We start from the raw sequence: 15,204 nt of genomic DNA on the forward strand, positions 1-15,204 counted from the left end.
CGATATCATAGCGGTGGGCCCGATTTTTGAGATTATGTAAAGAATAAGCAAATGTCGGATTCCGTCACTATCAAAGTCCCGGCCCGCCTGCATCTTGGTTTTCTCGATATTCCCCGCTCGCGGGACGATCGCTTCGGCAGCATTGGCCTGCCCGTCGAAGACATTGCGACGACATTGACGATTGCACGTAGCGCCGAGACGCATGTGGCCGGCGACGAACAGGCGCGTATCACCCAGCACCTGGAAACGCTCTGCACATATCTCGGCATCAAGGCGCACCACAGGATCAGCATCCAACATGCGATCCCCCGCCACATCGGTCTTGGCTCCGGTACGCAGATTGCCCTCGCCGTTTCAGCCGCATTGCGCACTCTCCACGGACTACCGCTTGAGCCAGCCAACGATGCCGTGCTCTTGAAGCGCGGATCGCGATCGGGCATCGGGATTGCGGCGTTCGAGGAAGGCGGCGTCATCATCGACGCTGGGAAAGGCGATACCAACCGGGCACCGACAGTTGTTGCCCGTTTCGCATTTCCCGACGCCTGGCGCATCATTCTCGTCTTCGACAATGCTGCACATGGCATCCACGGCGAGGCCGAGATCGCTGCTTTCCGCGCGCTTCCTCTGTTTCCTGTCGCGACATCCGCTTCGATCGCACGCACCGTACTCTTGGGGATCATGCCGTCACTGGTCGAGCGCGACCTTGCTGCCTTCGCGCGCGGGATTGCGTCCATCCAGACTGAAATCGGCAGCTATTTCGCGCCGGCCCAAGGGGGCGTTTTCACGAGTCGCAAGGTCGAGGCGACATTGCACCGGCTCGCCGACGCGGGCGCCCTTGGCATTGGGCAAAGTTCCTGGGGTCCGACCGGATTTGCCTTTGCACAGACGCAAGCCGAGGCGGAACGTATCGTCAGCGCCATTGGCGGCCGCGCTCCCGGCACGACGATCCAGATCGTTGCGGGCCGGAACGCGGGCGCGGAGATCACGCACAGCGCCCTCAATCTCGCCAGAGCTTGAAATCATGGGCGCCACAGCCAGAAAGGAGCGGGCACGATGAGCCGCAAGACGATCCTTCACATGTTGACGCCACTCCGGCACATGAGCCCGTTCGATGTGAACATGGCGCTCGATGCCGGTTTCGATGCGGCAATTCCCTATACGGAAGTCGGCCTCGCCGATATCGGCAACCTTGTTCAGGATGCGATTTTTTCCCGCCCGCCCGATGCCGGCGTCGCAACCGGCATCTTCATCGCCGGCAAGGATGCGCCGCTCGCGCTTGACATGCTGGGTGCAGCAAAAAAAGCCATGGTTCCGCCGTTCGAGGTCTCGGTATTTGCCGATCCGGCAGGATCGTTCACCACTGCCGCTGCCATGGTCGCCAAGGTGGAAAAGGCCCTTATCAAACACCATGATCGCGGCCTTGCCGGAACGGCTGTCGCCGTGTTTGGCGCAACCGGGGTCGTTGGCTATTGCACGGCGGTGATCGCCGCCAGCGAAGGCGCCAACGTTACCATCGTTGGCCATGACGGCATTGATCGCGTGACGGATATCGCAGCGTCGATCAAGGAGCGTTTCGGCGTCGTGGTCGAGCCTGCAGACGGCTCGACCGATGCGTACAAAGCCGCCATCGTGCGCGCAACAGAGGTGGTGCTCGCCGCCGCCAAGGCCGGCGTGCAGGTCCTGTCAAAGGCGCAACTCGGATCGGCAGGCGGGCTGCTCGTCGCCGCCGACGTCAACGCGGTACCTCCGGCCGGCATTGAAGGGCTCAAGGTCAATGCCAACGGCGAACCGCTCGATGCGACACAGGCTGTCGGCATTGGTCCACTCTCCATCGGCAACGTCAAATACAAGACGCAGGCTGGTTTGTTCGAACAGATGATCAAGGCCAAGAAGCCGGTCGTCTATGATTTCCGGGACGCTTTCACACTTGCTCGCGAACTTGCCAAATAATGCCGCGATCCTGATCGCCGCGATATCCGGGCGCTCGCTGGCGGCCGCCGCTCGGCGCGCCGGTCTGCGGCCACTGGTTGCCGATCTTTTCAACGATGCCGATACGCTCAAGCTTGCTGAACGGGCCGTCAAGCTTCACGGCAGCCTTGAGGCCGGTATAGATCCGCATGCAATCGTCGAGACGCTTGCCGGACTTGCCGGTGAGGCCCAACCAGTCGCGCTGGTGTACGGATCGGGGTTCGAGCGCCGACCCGAAATGCTGGAAGCAATCGCCAAGAGGTTTTCGCTTGGCGGCAATGCGGCAGGCACTGTTCGGCTGATGAAAGAACCCGCCAGCCTCGCAAGCCTCTGCCATGAGTTTTCCATCCCACATCCGGAGATTCGCTTCGACAATCCCTTGGAAGCAACGGGCTGGCTGACAAAACTAGGCGGGGGAGCAGGCGGCTCACATGTCAAACGTTTGAATGGGCATAGTGCCATCCAGCCCCCCCTATCGGTGACGGAGGGGAGCCGTTTCGAACATAATAGCCCGCAAACGGGACACTATTTCCAGCGCTTCGTCGAAGGCAAAAACCTTTCAGCGCTGTTCCTTGCAGATGCAACGACGGCGCATATTGTCGGCTTCAGTCGGCAGTGGCCATCGCCGCATCCCGGTGCGCCGTTTCGCTATGGCGGCGCGGTTCGGCTGCGCCGCTACGACCGTGGCAAGGCTTTACAAATTGAGGCTTGGCTCTCCGCCCTGACGCAGCGCGCCGGCCTTGTCGGTCTGTGCAGCGCCGATTTCATCGAGGCTGCAAACGGTCTCAGTCTTATCGAAATCAATCCCCGCCCGGGGGCAACACTCGACATTTTCGACAGCGACGGGACGCCGCTGCTGCGTGAACATTTGCGCGCAGTTGCGGGCGCTTCAATTTCGGTTCCTGCCTATCGTGGCTCGGCCGCATCGGCCATCGCTTACACCAATAGGCCAATCAGGGCCTTTCCGCCGGTCGACTGGCCGGCGATGACAGCCGATCACCAGACATCCGGAACTCCACTCAGTGCGGGGGATCCGGTCTGCACCGTGTTTGCCTCGGCGTCCTCGGCAGCAGCAGCCGAGCGCGCAGTGAGGCACCGCGTCAGGACGTTGGCGATCAATTGGGAGGAGGATTTCGCATGAGGGACGGTCATGCCTATCTGAACAGGAATGCGCAGCGCCTCGCTGACGCGATGATCGAGGACGCCGATCGGCTCGGGATAAGCCATGGTCGCGGCAGTCTCGGCGAACACTTGATCGACGCCGGGGCCAAGGCTCGCGGCGGCATAGAAGCCGGCCTGCGCATTGTCGAAATCTGCATGGGCGGGCTTGCCACCGTCTCGGCCAGCCTCGATCGCAGTTTTGGCAAATGGCCATACACAGTGGACGTGCGTTCTTCGCAGCCGGTCCTTGCCTGCCTTGCCAGTCAGTACGCCGGGTGGAATCTGTCGCACGAAAAATACTTCGCCATGGGATCGGGACCGGTGCGGGCTCTCGCTCGAGTCGAGCCGTTATTCAAGGATATTCCCTATCGCGAGCTCGAGGCGCAGTCTTCCGTGGTGATGCTTGAAGCAGCGACGCCACCCCCGGCGGAAATCGTCGAAAAAGTAGCGAAGGCGACGAAGCTCGACCCATCGCAATTGACCTTCATCTATGCGCCGACGCAGAGCCTCACCGGTTCGATGCAGATCGTCGGGCGGGTCCTCGAAGTCGCGCTCCACAAGGCGCACGATCTCAACTTTCCGCTTGATGCCATTGTCGACGGCGCGGGACGGGCTCCAATACCTGCCCCGCATCCGGACTTTCTGAAGGCCATGGGCCGAACCAACGACGCCATTATCTACGGCGGCATCGTCCAGCTTTATGTGCGTGGCAGTTCGCAAGCGGCCCGCGACCTTGCCGAACAGCTGCCGAGCCACCGTTCACGCGACCATGGACGGCCGTTCGCCGACATATTCAAGGCATTCAAAGGCGACTTCTACGCAATCGATCCGCATCTCTTCAGCCCTGCCGAGGTGATTGTAACCGCAATCGAAACCGGCGATACGTTTCGCAGCGGCAGCCGCGATGATGAAATGCTCGAGCAATCCTTGGGGTGAGACGACCGTAAATGCCAGATACGATACTGATCCTATCCGACCGGGCCGATCGGCAGGTCAGACAATTACAGGCTTCGCTTGAGCGTCTCGGCTTCAATATCCTCACCTTGCACCTTGCCGATATCGCTTTCGATACCCGTTTCTCATCGGGACTTGCGATCCCGGGATTGAACGGCGCTTTGCCAGCGGGTGTCATCGTGCGTTCGATATCATCAGGATCGTTCGAGGCGATTACCCGAAGGCTCGGCATTTTGCATGCCTTCGCGCAAATGGGCGTTCCGGTGTGGAACTCGGCCAAGGCCATCGAGCGCTGCGTCGACAAATCGACGACCACCTTTCTGTTGGCGCATGCCGGTCTGCCGACGCCGCAGACTTTTGCCGTCGAGAACCTCGCCAACGCGCGCGACGTTGCCGAGCGCGAGCTTGGGCACGGCCCCCTGGTGCTGAAACCGCTATTTGGATCGCAGGGCAAGGGCCTTCGCCTGATCAGGAGCGTCGATGACCTCCCCCAGCCCGAGGAAGTCGACGACATCTATTACCTGCAGCGTTACGTTGCGCATTCGGGACCGCCCTTCTGCGACTACCGGGTTTTTACGTGCGCGGGTGAGGTGCTGGGCATGATGGCGCGCCGCGCCGACGGCTGGATCACCAACATGGCCAAGGGCGCCAAGGCCGAACGCGTCATCGGTACCGTGCGCCCGCTGCTCGAAGGTCTGGCGCTCGCCGCGTCTGCAGCCATCGGCACGGACTTTGCCGGCATCGATATCGTGCCTGCCGCCGATGGCCGCCTTCTAGTCCTTGAGGTCAACAGCATGCCCGCCTGGACCGGCTTGCAATCGGTCGTGCCGGTGCGCATTGCCGATCGTATCGCCAGTGCCCTCGCCGCCCGCATCGCTCCTGCACTCGATGAAAGGCCTGCAGCGTGAAACCGACACGGGAGCAGATAAGGCGTGCCTATATCGATGCCTGTGATCACGAGATCGACGCGCTCAAACCGGGAAACGTGCATCGATTTGCTGACGGCCACAAGATGAGCGCCGCACAGTTCTTCGAAAGCGCGCAGGCTTCGGCTACGCCGATTGCGGACCCTGAACTTGCCATTGGTGCGCGCATCCTTGCCGCGATCAGGGCTACGCGGCAGAAGGTCGAAACCAACACCAATCTCGGCATCGTTCTCCTTTGCGCGCCGCTGGCACAGGCTGCGGAGCGCGGCGGCGCCGACCTGCGCGCGAACCTTGATGCCGTGCTTGCGGCGCTCGACATCGATGACGCGCGCAATGCGTTCGCCGCGATCGTCCTTGCGCAGCCCGGCGGGCTCGGCTCCGCCACCAGGCATGACGTGGCAGAAGAACCCGCAGTCACGCTTCTCGAAGCGATGCGCGAAGCCGCCGACCGTGACATGATTGCCCGGCAATATGCCACCGGCTTTGCTGATATCTTCAGCGGCGGATTCGCCGCGCACGCTGCCGCTGTCCAAGCGGGCGAGGAGCAGATGTGGCCCGTCGTTTTCGTCTATCTCCATTACCTGTCGGCCTTTGCCGACAGCCACATCGCTCGCAAGTTCGGTGCGGCGCGCGCTGAAGCAACACGCAAGAAGGCAGCGCATATACTGGAGCGTGTACACGCTCTTAAGGACGGCACTGAACGGGAAAAGCTGCTCCTCGCCTTCGATGCCGAGCTCAAGCATGATGGCATCAACCCGGGCACGTCCGCCGACCTCACCGTTGCAACCCTTTTTGCGCTACAACTCAACTTGGTCTTGCATATTCCCTAGGTAAATGGTTGAATTTCGTTAGTGGATTTCATCCGCTGCTATCTGGCCAACCGACCCCCAACTCAAGGGTGCTGCGAACAAGGATAGCTGTCCATCGAGCGTCGTGTCTCGAGGTGCGGCATCTTTGGACGAACCATTTGGGACCGCTATAGGGAGGAAATAGGCTGTGGCGAAAATCAATAAAGTTATGGTTGGCGAGTCGCTGGTTGGCGACGGAAATGAAGTTGCGCATATCGATCTTCTGATCGGGCCGCGTGGCAGTGCCGTTGAGACGGCATTCTGCAATGCGTTGACGAACAACAAGGATGGGTTCACCTCCCTACTTGCCGTCATTGCTCCGAACCTCGCATGCAAACCCAATACGATCCTGTTCAACAAGGTTACCATCAAGGGCGCCAAGCAGGCCGTCCAGATGTTCGGACCGGCACAGCATGCTGTTGCCAAGGCGGTTCAGGATAGTGTTGCCGACGGAACGATTCCTGCGGACGAAGCCGACGATATCTTCATCTGCGTTGGCGTTTTCATCCATTGGGAAGCAGAGAGCGACGCGAAGATCCAGGACTACAACTATCGCGCCACGAAGGAAGCAATCCAACGCGCAGTAACGGGCAAGCCGACGGCCGCGGAAGCAACCGCCCAGCGCGATTCCGTGAAGCACCCCTTCAGCGCATAGACAAGAGACAACCCCGCACAGAGCGCGCCCTCTGTTGAACCGGATGGCCTGCTGCGCCGGTTGGCAAAACTCTTGGGATTCTAGGTTTCGAGGAAGGGGACACCCTCTTCCTCGAATGCTCTGCGCCTTTTCACACTTTGTTCATGAAAGATGCGATCGCCTGTGAGGCGAGAGCACCATTGTGGAGCGACGTGGCTACAAGTGCGCCCTCGATGCCCATCGTGGCGAGCTGGTGAAGGTCGTTGGCATCCCGGACACCGCCGCCGGCGATGACCGATCGATTGCCGGCACGCCACTTTATGTCAGCTAGCCAACTGAAGTCCGGTCCGGCGTTCGCGCCTATGTTGCCAAGGGTCATTACGATGATATGCGACGGCCAGCTTTGGGCATCCGCGAGGATCGCTTCCGGACCGAGAAATACCTCGCCGCGAAAATCAAGGGACAGAACAATGCCAGGCGTCTTGAGAAGCGCCAAATCGCGCTGGGACTCGGAACCAATGACGGGAACAATTCCCTTGAACGACAGTGCTTGTTCAACCTCTTCGCGTGCCGAGAATCCGGCATCAAGCCAGATGGTTGAGGGTGCGAGGGCGTCCTGTAGTTTCGACACGAGGTGAAGTGGCCGATGGCGACCCTCGATTGCATCAAGATCGGCGACGTAGATAAGTGGAAACGGATAAAGCGAGGCGAGGCCCCGTGCGACATCGCCTATCTCGGCCGTCGGGCTCAGCGGGGTCTCGATCGGCCGATAATTGGCGCGATCGCCAAGATGCGCCCGCACCACGCGGCCGTCTTTTATGTCGATTACCGGAATGATATGCACAGGGTCGAATCCACGTGATGAGAGTGCCATGAAACCGCGATTTGCCAACGAAAGAAAGCCCCTCGTAACCGGTTGGGATCTTGGCGGCGCGCATCTGAAACAGGCGAAATGCCTGAGCGGTGAGATCGTCTCCGCGCAAATCGTAAAGACCCCACTATGGCTCGGCATCGACCAATTGCGCACAGCGCTGCGTGAAATGGGAACTTTGCGCGAAGCGGGCAACGTCAATGCCTTCACCATGACCGGCGAACTTTCCGACACCTTTGCGTCGCGCGACGCAGGGATCGCCAGCCTGCTCGATCTTATTGAAGCCGAGTTCGGCAGTGATGAAACGCTCATCTATGCGGGCCGGGCGGGATTTTGCGATATCACGACGGCACGCGGGCTTGGAAGCGACATCGCTTCTGCAAATTGGCACGCGACGGCAAGTTTAAGCGCCAAGCTCCTGGACAGCGGGCTTTTCGTCGATATGGGTTCGACGACCACCGACATCCTTGCCTTCAAGGCCGGCGAGCTCGCGAACGGCGGCTATACCGACGCTGAGCGGCTTTTGACCGGGGAACTGGTCTATACCGGATTTGCCCGTTCGGCGCTCATCGGCATCGCGGCACTGGTGCCGGTGCAAGGCCGCATGACACCCCTGATGAACGAGTATTTCGCCAACACCGCCGATCTCGGCCGCATTCTCGGCACGCTGGATGAAGCCGACGACAAATATCCATCGGCCGATCGCCAGGCAAAGTCTGTCGCCGGCTCTATGGCGCGTCTCGCACGCATGGTCGGGCGCGACAGTGCCGATCTGGAATACGACGAGTGGGTGGATATCGCGCGGTGGTGCAGCGAGCATCAGCTGCGGATGATCCATGACGGCGCCTTCCGCGTCGCGCGGCGCATAGGGTCGAATTATGCGGCACCTATCGTCGGTGCGGGCATTGGCCGGCCGCAGATCAAGCGTCTTGCAGCGCGACTTGAACGCCCCTTTCTCGATTTCGGATCGCTTATCCCGGCAACCGATGCTGCGCGCGATGATGCGAGCAAGGCGGCGCCGGCTGCTGCGGTCGCACTTTTGGGCTCAATGCATCTTAAAGGAACTGAAGCGCCCGATCAGCCGTGATGATGCTCATGATGGATGGCATCCTTGCCTTTCGCATCGCGGGCATCGTGATGGTCTTTCACTCTTTGCATCAACCATGACCAGGCCTGTTGCTCGTCAGGGCCGGCAGTTTTCTCCATGGCTATCGATAGATATTTTATCTCGGCCTCGATCTTTTCCGATGACAGCATGTGCAATCGGCTGACGAGAATCGCGAGTTCGAGGATGGCTGCCTTGGCGCGGTTGAGCCCGGTAAACGGAGCGTGCGTCTCTTCCGACACGATCTCGCAAAGATGCTGGGGTCGAAGGCCGTCATCATTGACCGAAACAACCTTCAGAACCGAGTGGCTGAGCGCCGATTGGAGGCGGGGAACTTTGCAACCCTTGACGGCGACAGTGGGCCAGTCCTTGCGCCCGGTCAGGCATCCGGCAAAAACCAGCATATCGTCCGTGTAGTTGGCGATTGCATAGGGCACCGCAGCGAGGTTTTCCAGCGTCTTTGACGGCCGGAACGGCGCAATGATCCATTTGTCGTCCTGCTGGATAATGCCGAGCGGAGCGATATGCACCGCGCCTTGATTGTCCACGGTCGTTACGATCGTTTCCCTGATGTAGGTCATGGCGCCACATCCTTTTTTGTCCGCAACGTATGTCCGGCCTCGGCCAGCCTCGTGCGGTCCTCTTGTTTCTCAGGCGCAGCAGCGCCCCATGCGAGCGGCTCGTCCTGCGCATAACGCTTGCCGAGCTTCCAGGCGATTTCCGCTTTGGTCAGTTCCGCGCCGAGATAGAAGGCGTGCGCGCCATCAGCCTCAACGCCGAGACCAGGGAAAAGTTCGAACACGTCCTGCGCTGTCCGGTGGCCCTTGCCGTTGAAAATATGGACGCCGTCCGGCGCGGTCATAATGCGGAAATTCGCATCGCGAACGTCAGCGGCAAGCGTATCGACATCCTGAATACTGTGCGGATAGGGTTTGCGATCATGCACCTGCAACAGTCCAGCATCGTAACCACGCGGCAAGGCGTGATCCCCCTTTGCAGCGAACATCATGCGGCGGGCGCGGTCATGCTCTTCAACGGTGCGCACCGTGTGCGGACTGACGTTGACGACGAGCACATTTTGGATCGAGAGCTCGGAACATAGTCCGGCGAGGACTGCCGTAACCCCTGAAGAGTCGGCGTCGGTAAGTTCGGTGAGATTGCCTGTGCCCATCATCATGGCAATGTCCGGCCAGCGTTTCCGCGCTTCGATGAAACGGCCAATCGAGGCCGCAAAGCCGAAATGAATGGGATCGAGAACCGGATCGGCTATGAAGGAGACACCGGCCGTCTGCGCCGCTGAAATCGCACGGCCGAGTGAATCGAGATCGCCGGCAGCCGCGGGGATGAGGATGGGGGTCGCACGATATTTTTCGGCAAGCCAAACGGTCTCCTCAGTCAGGCTGAGGAGATAGTCGGCGCCAGCTGCGGCCCCCACCTCCAGCTCCTTGATATTGGCGGAATCAACGCTGACCTTGAGGCCCAATGCCTTCAGGCTGCGAACGGCCTCGGCGAGATGCGGAAACGGCGTTTCCGGCAGGCAACCAAGATCGATTACATCGGCGCCAGCGGCGCTGAGCGTCATTGCACGCCGCACCAGCGCCTCGATGCCCAATGTCGATGCGTCGACAATTTCGGCAAAAATCCTCATGTCGTGGCGCGAAAGGTCGACCGGCCTACCGGACCTCCCAAGGAAGGCGGGAAGATCGGCCACCTCATCCGGACCGCGCACAAAAGCCACACCGAACCTGTCGCTCAGCCGCGCAAGATCACCCCGGTAGCGCCCAGGCAGGATCACGCGGTCCGCAGTGAACGGCGGCTTCAAACGGCGCGAAATTATTTCCTCGGTCATCAAGGCCGCGACCTTCACGCCGATATCGACGATCTCATAGGAAAAAGTCGTTTCCCCGAGGTCCGCGAGAACCCGCTCCAGCCGCGAGCGCGCCAAGTGCCCGGTCAGGAACAGCAGGCGCTCAGCCATCGCTGGCAATCTCATTTTGCCGCTGTGCGATGAGCCCCTGCAGTTCGGAAAGTGATTCCACAACCTTGGTACGGGGATAGGCCTTCAGGCGCTCGGTGTTTTCCAGGTCGATGGGCCGTGGATAGACCTTGACCATGCCGCCCGGCGCCATGGTTTCAAGTTCCGGCGCGGTGTCGCAGGCAAAGACGATCGACGGCACGCGGCACTTGCCGGCCTGCGCGTAAACATTGGTGGGCAAGGAGTCCGATATGCCAGCCACGCATTTCGCCACCGTATTCGAGGTAGCCGGTGCAATCACTGCCGTATGATAAACGCCGTGGTAGAACCCTCCGATCGGGATGGAACTGGCCGTCTTGTCGTGGAGAACGCGCATCGTATCGGGGAAATCGAGCTTCAGGCCATACATGCGCAGGACCTCATTCGCCGCTTTGGATACGAATATATCGCAGTGTTCGAGCGTACGGATCAACTCGAAGCTTTCGATGAAGAAATGGCCCGAGCCGGTAAGGGCCCAGGCCCAGCGCGGCGTATGAAGTTGTGTCATTGAGCACCCATGTCTTCAACAATACTGTAACGCATGATCGGGTGTCCGGGGATCGTTGCCAAGGGTAATTTCAACGCGTCGAGTGTCTGCGGACCGGCAATATAAAGATCAATGTCGGGGGCAAGCATCTTGTCCAGCAGCGGATCGACAATAGCGGCGTCAGCAAGGGCGGAAAGCGATGCGCAATGCAGGTATTCGTCCGTTTGTTTGATGAGAAGCAGCGCTTTGGCACCAAGTTTTCCTGCGAGCCAAGCGCTCAGCGAATCGGACGTCACATTCCAAGAGCGCTCGATATCCGCTGCGTCGATCGTCATGGTCGAAGGCAGCCAGACGGGAATACGTTCCGCCGCAAGCACTTCACCTATCTCGCCGACAGTTCTGGCAAGGCGAAGCCTGTCATGGCGCTCGGCAAGCACCATGCCGAACTGATCCATGGCGAGGATCGCCATGGCGTGAGCAGCGTCATCCGAAATACCGAACCGCTTTTGCGCAAGCCGCACCTGGTCCGCAAAGGGGCCACCGCCGGGGACGATTACGAGCGGAAAGGTCGAATTCGCCAGAGCGTCGATCCAGTGCTGCATTTCCGCCTTTCCCGCCGTGCTCCCACCGAGCTTCACGACAAGGGGTTTCATGAGGAGGCGCCGCCCTTCCTACCTCCATGCACATGCACCTGCTCGGCCTTGCCCTGTCTCGACTTGGCCGAATTTCGCATGTCGTTCTTGCGCTCGATCTCGACGCCGACGCCGCCTGGCCCGAGTTCCAGTTTCTCCGCCCGGACGACAACACGGGTCACGCGTGGATTTTCCAGAACCAGCGCCGCCACCTGTTCCGCCAATGTCTCGGCGAGCTCGACATGGCCCTGCGCAACGATCGCCCGGATGCCGTCCATTATGAGGTCGTAGGAAACGACATGGCGCATGTCCTCGGGATTGCGCGTCACGCGGAGCACATCCGCAGTAACATCGAAGCGAACCTTCTGGCTCTTGCCGTGTTCGAAACTATAGGCGCCGATCTGCACGGGAACGACGAAATCCCTGACGAAGATCTTGTCGGTTCCGAGGCCGGCTTCTGCGGGATCGGGAAAATAGGCGCGGGCGGCGAGCAGCTTGTAGTCGACACCCGGAGGCGCACGCAGCCCCTCCGTTTCCGGAATAAGGCCACGTATCTTCGCTGTCGCCTGCGCGTCAACAGGCGAATTACGGCTGAGCCCCGCGCACAGCGCCCCGCGAAATCCGAGAAAATCCGGCTTGAAGACAAGGAGCCGTGGAACGTCCGGCGCCTCGAGCGATCCCGCTACGCCGCACATCAGTTCGTGCGAATGGCACTCCTTGATGAAATGGCCGATCTGGTCCGGCGTCATGTGGTCGAGCAGACGCCCCGAGGCCTTTTCCGCGGTATCGATCATAACGCCATGAAACCCCGCCGCGGCCAGCTTCTCGACGAGGTTTTCATCATATTCCGCGACATGATCCGCAAAGAGAACGGCAATCAATTTTCCGTGCGTTGCAAGCGGCTTCAGCACCTTGATGCAGGCATCGAGCTGCGCGTTCGGGAAGAACCCCACCTTGAGATAGTCGATCCCGGTCGCCGCAATTTCCTCGACCTTGCTGCGGATTGTGTCCGGATGCATCGGCAGATCGCCGCAGGCAGCGCTTAGCGGTCGGCGCCCGGCAATATAATCCTTTACTTCCAATAGCTTGGATAGTTCCACCGCGCCCAGGGCACCGTTTGCCGGATCCTTCAGATCGATGATATCGGCGCCGTTCAGAAAGACGATTTCCGCTTCCTGGCGATCCCTTACGCTGGCCAGCATCTGCGTCATTGGCGCGCTCCCGACAGAATGCACATCACATCAACCAACGCGCGAGAAAAGCTGACACGGTGGGTTGAGATTTCGGCGGGCTTGTTTAAAAACACTCTGGGCACCTCTGTTCTTAAGCGACCGCCATGACGCGAATGGCGGCAAAACGGAATGGTATGATCATGAAGAGTACGGTGCCAAACACTCTCGTGTTTTTATTCGGCTTTTTTTTGCTCTTCGTCAACGTCCCTTCCCTAAACGCACAAGCTACACAACCCGACAAATCTGCAAAACCTGCGGTTGATGTACGCATCGGTTATCTGCGCGCCTACGAGCCGCAACTTGCGCTCTCCGTACTCGATATTCCGCCGCGCGACGAGGGCGTGGCCGGCGCAAACGTTGCCATTAACGACAACAATACGACCGGCAAGTTTCTCGGCCAATCCTTTATTCTCGATGTAACGGAAGCCAAGCCGCAGGCCGACATTGTGCCCGTTTTTAAGGAAATGCTGGCGCGGGGCGATCGCTTTATCCTCGCCGACATTTCAGCCAAGCAACTGCTTTCGATCGCCGATCTTGCCAAGGAAAATGGCGCAATCCTCTTCAATGTCGGGGCCACCGACGATTCGCTTCGGGAAGAGGAATGCCGTTCGAATGTCTTCCATACGGCGCCCACCCGCTCGATGCTGGCTGACGGCCTCGCGCAATATCTTGTCTGGAAACAATGGCGCAAATGGGTGCTGCTTTATGGCTCCCACGACGGCGACAAGCTTTACGCCGATGCGATCAGGCGCGCCGCCACGCGTTTCGGCGCGACCATCGTCGAAGAGCGGCTTTACGAGGACAAGGGCACCGCACGCCGCACTGACACAGGCGTCATCCAGGTTCAAAAGCAGATGCCGGTCTTCACCCAGAACCTGCCCGAGCATGACGTCGTCATCGTTGCTGATGAAAGCGAGGTCTTCGGCAGCTATGTGCCCTATCGGACCTGGACGCCGCGTCCAGTTGCAGGCACGGCGGGGCTTGTGGCTTCGAGCTGGCATCCCGCCAGCGAACAATGGGGCGGATCGCAAATCCAGAACCGTTTCGCCAAGGCGACGGGTCGCCGGATGCTATCAAAGGACATGCAGGCATGGACTGCGGTCCGCATTGTCGGTGAGGCGGTCACACGCACGAAAGCCAATGATCCGAGGCAGGTCGAGGACTACATCAAGTCCGATGGTTTCTCGATTGCCGCGTTCAAGGGCCAAAAGCTGACCTTCCGCAATTGGAATTGGCAGTTGCGCCAACCTGTTCTGATCGGCGATGGCCACGGGGTGGTGTCGACTTCGCCGCAGGAGGGCTTCCTGCATCAATTCTCCGAGCTGGATACGCTCGGCGTCGACAGGCCGGAGACCAAGTGTAAACTGAACTAGAAAATACTGGGAGGACTGAATGCGACGGACCTTACGCCTGCTCGCCGCGACCGCGGCGGTGCCATTCCTTGCGGGCCCAAGCCTTGCGAATATGGTGTACGTGTCGAACGAGAAAGACAACACGGTCACCGTCGTCGATTCGAAATCAATGGAAGTCGTCAAGACGCTCGAAGTCGGACAGAGGCCGCGGGGAATTACCATCTCGCAGGACGGTAAATTCGTCTACGTCTGCGCCAGCGACGACGATACGGTGGAGATCATCGATACCGCCTCCGGCGAGATCGTAGGATCGCTTCCCTCCGGCCCTGATCCCGAACTTTTCGTGCTCTCGCCTGACGGCAAGAAGCTCTACATTGCCAATGAAGACGACAATCTCGTCACGGTTATCGATATCGAGAGCAAGAATGTCATCGCCGAGATACCGGTCGGGGTTGAGCCGGAAGGCATGGGTGTCAGCCCTGACGGCAAGACCATCGTCAACACGTCGGAAACGACCAACATGGCGCATTTCATCAATACCGACACTCACGAAATCACCGATAATGTCCTTGTCGACTCCCGCCCGCGCTTTGCCCAGTTCAAACCTGACGGCTCCGAGGTCTGGGTGTCAGCCGAAGTCGGCGGCACCGTGTCGGTTATCGACAACGCCAAGCGCGAAGTGACCCACAAGATCACGTTCGAGATCCAGGGGTTGCGGTCGGAACAGATCCAGCCCGTCGGCATTCGCATCACCGCCGACGGCAAAAAAGCCTATGTCGCTCTCGGACCGGCCAACCGCGTCGCGGTCGTCAATGCCGAAACCTACGAGGTGGAGAAATACATCCTCGTTGGGCAACGCGTATGGCAGCTCGCCTTCACACCGGATGGCAAGAACATCATCAGCACCAACGGGCTTTCGAATGACATCACCTTCATCGATACGGCCACGGACGAGCCGATAAAGTCCGTTACCGTCGGGCAACTGCCCTGGGGTGTCGTGGTGGCGCCGAACTGACCAAT

General features: G+C 59.8%; 16 protein-coding genes. 10 read left to right on the plus strand and 6 right to left on the minus strand.

The features are described from left to right. Positions 1 to 51: 51 nt before the first annotated feature. The 7 genes from BR48_RS0119630 to fae all read left to right on the plus strand — a co-directional run bounded on the left by BR48_RS0119630 (position 52) and on the right by fae (position 6,512). The gene (locus tag BR48_RS0119630) at positions 52 to 1,017 is read left to right on the plus strand and encodes a beta-ribofuranosylaminobenzene 5'-phosphate synthase family protein (RefSeq protein ID WP_027232871.1); all 966 of its coding nucleotides are present in this window, start codon (positions 52 to 54) and stop codon (positions 1,015 to 1,017) included. A 36-nt stretch (positions 1,018 to 1,053) separates the two neighbouring features. Continuing rightward, positions 1,054 to 1,950 carry an NAD(P)-dependent methylenetetrahydromethanopterin dehydrogenase gene (locus BR48_RS0119635; RefSeq protein WP_027232872.1) on the plus strand — a complete coding sequence of 299 codons (897 nt, stop codon included), beginning with the start codon at positions 1,054 to 1,056 and terminating at the stop codon, positions 1,948 to 1,950. Then, positions 1,928 to 3,109 (plus strand): ATP-grasp domain-containing protein, encoded by a 1,182-nt coding sequence (locus BR48_RS0119640; RefSeq protein WP_027232873.1) that lies wholly within the window; start codon positions 1,928 to 1,930, stop codon positions 3,107 to 3,109. The genes BR48_RS0119635 and BR48_RS0119640 overlap by 23 nt, the downstream gene beginning before the upstream one ends. Further along, complete coding sequence (gene mch, locus BR48_RS0119645; protein ID WP_027232874.1) at positions 3,106 to 4,065, plus strand: methenyltetrahydromethanopterin cyclohydrolase; 960 nt, start codon at positions 3,106 to 3,108, stop codon at positions 4,063 to 4,065. Before BR48_RS0119640 ends, mch begins: the two co-directional genes overlap by 4 nt. 11 nt (positions 4,066 to 4,076) lie before the next feature. Next, on the plus strand, positions 4,077 to 4,991 hold the full coding sequence (locus BR48_RS0119650; protein ID WP_027232875.1) for a RimK family alpha-L-glutamate ligase: 915 nt from the start codon (positions 4,077 to 4,079) through the stop codon (positions 4,989 to 4,991). Beyond that, positions 4,988 to 5,839, plus strand: a complete 852-nt coding sequence (locus BR48_RS0119655) for a triphosphoribosyl-dephospho-CoA synthase (protein WP_027232876.1) — start codon at positions 4,988 to 4,990, stop codon at positions 5,837 to 5,839. Before BR48_RS0119650 ends, BR48_RS0119655 begins: the two co-directional genes overlap by 4 nt. 166 nt (positions 5,840 to 6,005) lie before the next feature. Beyond that, complete coding sequence (gene fae, locus BR48_RS0119660) at positions 6,006 to 6,512, plus strand: formaldehyde-activating enzyme (RefSeq protein WP_027232877.1); 507 nt, start codon at positions 6,006 to 6,008, stop codon at positions 6,510 to 6,512. A gap of 130 nt (positions 6,513 to 6,642) precedes the next feature. On the opposite strand, the gene BR48_RS0119665 is transcribed toward fae, so the two are convergent. Continuing rightward, entirely contained in the window at positions 6,643 to 7,365 is a 723-nt protein-coding gene (locus BR48_RS0119665) for a HisA/HisF-related TIM barrel protein (protein WP_245273613.1), read from the minus strand. Here BR48_RS0119665 and BR48_RS25055 point away from each other — a divergent pair. Beyond that, the gene (locus BR48_RS25055; RefSeq protein ID WP_051615257.1) at positions 7,364 to 8,449 is read left to right on the plus strand and encodes a hydantoinase/oxoprolinase family protein; all 1,086 of its coding nucleotides are present in this window, start codon (positions 7,364 to 7,366) and stop codon (positions 8,447 to 8,449) included. The genes BR48_RS0119665 and BR48_RS25055 overlap by 2 nt on opposite strands. On the opposite strand, the gene BR48_RS0119675 is transcribed toward BR48_RS25055, so the two are convergent. The 5 genes from BR48_RS0119675 to BR48_RS0119695 are packed head-to-tail and all read right to left on the minus strand — an operon-like array spanning position 8,440 to position 12,811. Next, positions 8,440 to 9,048 (minus strand): DUF447 domain-containing protein, encoded by a 609-nt coding sequence (locus tag BR48_RS0119675; RefSeq protein ID WP_027232879.1) that lies wholly within the window; start codon positions 9,046 to 9,048, stop codon positions 8,440 to 8,442. The genes BR48_RS25055 and BR48_RS0119675 overlap by 10 nt on opposite strands. Beyond that, positions 9,045 to 10,445 carry a DUF6513 domain-containing protein gene (locus BR48_RS0119680; RefSeq protein WP_027232880.1) on the minus strand — a complete coding sequence of 467 codons (1,401 nt, stop codon included), beginning with the start codon at positions 10,443 to 10,445 and terminating at the stop codon, positions 9,045 to 9,047. Before BR48_RS0119680 ends, BR48_RS0119675 begins: the two co-directional genes overlap by 4 nt. Then, entirely contained in the window at positions 10,438 to 10,989 is a 552-nt protein-coding gene (locus BR48_RS0119685; RefSeq protein ID WP_027232881.1) for a flavoprotein, read from the minus strand. The genes BR48_RS0119680 and BR48_RS0119685 overlap by 8 nt, the downstream gene beginning before the upstream one ends. Then, positions 10,986 to 11,621 carry a hypothetical protein gene (locus BR48_RS0119690; protein WP_027232882.1) on the minus strand — a complete coding sequence of 212 codons (636 nt, stop codon included), beginning with the start codon at positions 11,619 to 11,621 and terminating at the stop codon, positions 10,986 to 10,988. Before BR48_RS0119690 ends, BR48_RS0119685 begins: the two co-directional genes overlap by 4 nt. After that, a complete protein-coding gene (locus tag BR48_RS0119695) occupies positions 11,618 to 12,811 on the minus strand; it encodes a (5-formylfuran-3-yl)methyl phosphate synthase (RefSeq protein ID WP_027232883.1) in 1,194 nt (397 codons plus the stop codon). Before BR48_RS0119695 ends, BR48_RS0119690 begins: the two co-directional genes overlap by 4 nt. A 161-nt stretch (positions 12,812 to 12,972) precedes the next feature. On the opposite strand from BR48_RS0119695, the gene BR48_RS0119700 reads away from it, so the two are divergent. Together BR48_RS0119700 and BR48_RS0119705 are read left to right on the plus strand one after the other, a co-directional pair. Further along, positions 12,973 to 14,205 (plus strand): ABC transporter substrate-binding protein, encoded by a 1,233-nt coding sequence (locus BR48_RS0119700; RefSeq protein ID WP_081815969.1) that lies wholly within the window; start codon positions 12,973 to 12,975, stop codon positions 14,203 to 14,205. A gap of 19 nt (positions 14,206 to 14,224) precedes the next feature. Continuing rightward, a complete protein-coding gene (locus tag BR48_RS0119705) occupies positions 14,225 to 15,199 on the plus strand; it encodes a YVTN family beta-propeller repeat protein (protein WP_027232885.1) in 975 nt (324 codons plus the stop codon). Positions 15,200 to 15,204: the final 5 nt, after the last annotated feature.

Source organism: Phyllobacterium sp. UNC302MFCol5.2 (assembly GCF_000686005.1).
GTDB classification, from domain to species: Bacteria; Pseudomonadota; Alphaproteobacteria; order Rhizobiales; family Rhizobiaceae; genus Phyllobacterium; species Phyllobacterium pellucidum.

Coding starts and splice junctions, on each gene's coding strand:
- BR48_RS0119665 (WP_245273613.1), bottom strand. CDS start 7,365: ATGGCACTCTCATCACGTGGATTCGACCCTGTGCATATCATTCCGGTA.
- BR48_RS0119675 (WP_027232879.1), bottom strand. CDS start 9,048: ATGACCTACATCAGGGAAACGATCGTAACGACCGTGGACAATCAAGGC.
- BR48_RS0119680 (WP_027232880.1), bottom strand. CDS start 10,445: ATGGCTGAGCGCCTGCTGTTCCTGACCGGGCACTTGGCGCGCTCGCGG.
- mch (WP_027232874.1), top strand. CDS start 3,106: ATGAGGGACGGTCATGCCTATCTGAACAGGAATGCGCAGCGCCTCGCT.
- BR48_RS0119695 (WP_027232883.1), bottom strand. CDS start 12,811: ATGACGCAGATGCTGGCCAGCGTAAGGGATCGCCAGGAAGCGGAAATC.
- BR48_RS0119685 (WP_027232881.1), bottom strand. CDS start 10,989: ATGACACAACTTCATACGCCGCGCTGGGCCTGGGCCCTTACCGGCTCG.
- BR48_RS0119635 (WP_027232872.1), top strand. CDS start 1,054: ATGAGCCGCAAGACGATCCTTCACATGTTGACGCCACTCCGGCACATG.
- BR48_RS0119690 (WP_027232882.1), bottom strand. CDS start 11,621: ATGAAACCCCTTGTCGTGAAGCTCGGTGGGAGCACGGCGGGAAAGGCG.
- BR48_RS0119630 (WP_027232871.1), top strand. CDS start 52: ATGTCGGATTCCGTCACTATCAAAGTCCCGGCCCGCCTGCATCTTGGT.
- BR48_RS0119705 (WP_027232885.1), top strand. CDS start 14,225: ATGCGACGGACCTTACGCCTGCTCGCCGCGACCGCGGCGGTGCCATTC.
- BR48_RS0119700 (WP_081815969.1), top strand. CDS start 12,973: ATGAAGAGTACGGTGCCAAACACTCTCGTGTTTTTATTCGGCTTTTTT.
- BR48_RS0119650 (WP_027232875.1), top strand. CDS start 4,077: ATGCCAGATACGATACTGATCCTATCCGACCGGGCCGATCGGCAGGTC.
- BR48_RS25055 (WP_051615257.1), top strand. CDS start 7,364: ATGAAACCGCGATTTGCCAACGAAAGAAAGCCCCTCGTAACCGGTTGG.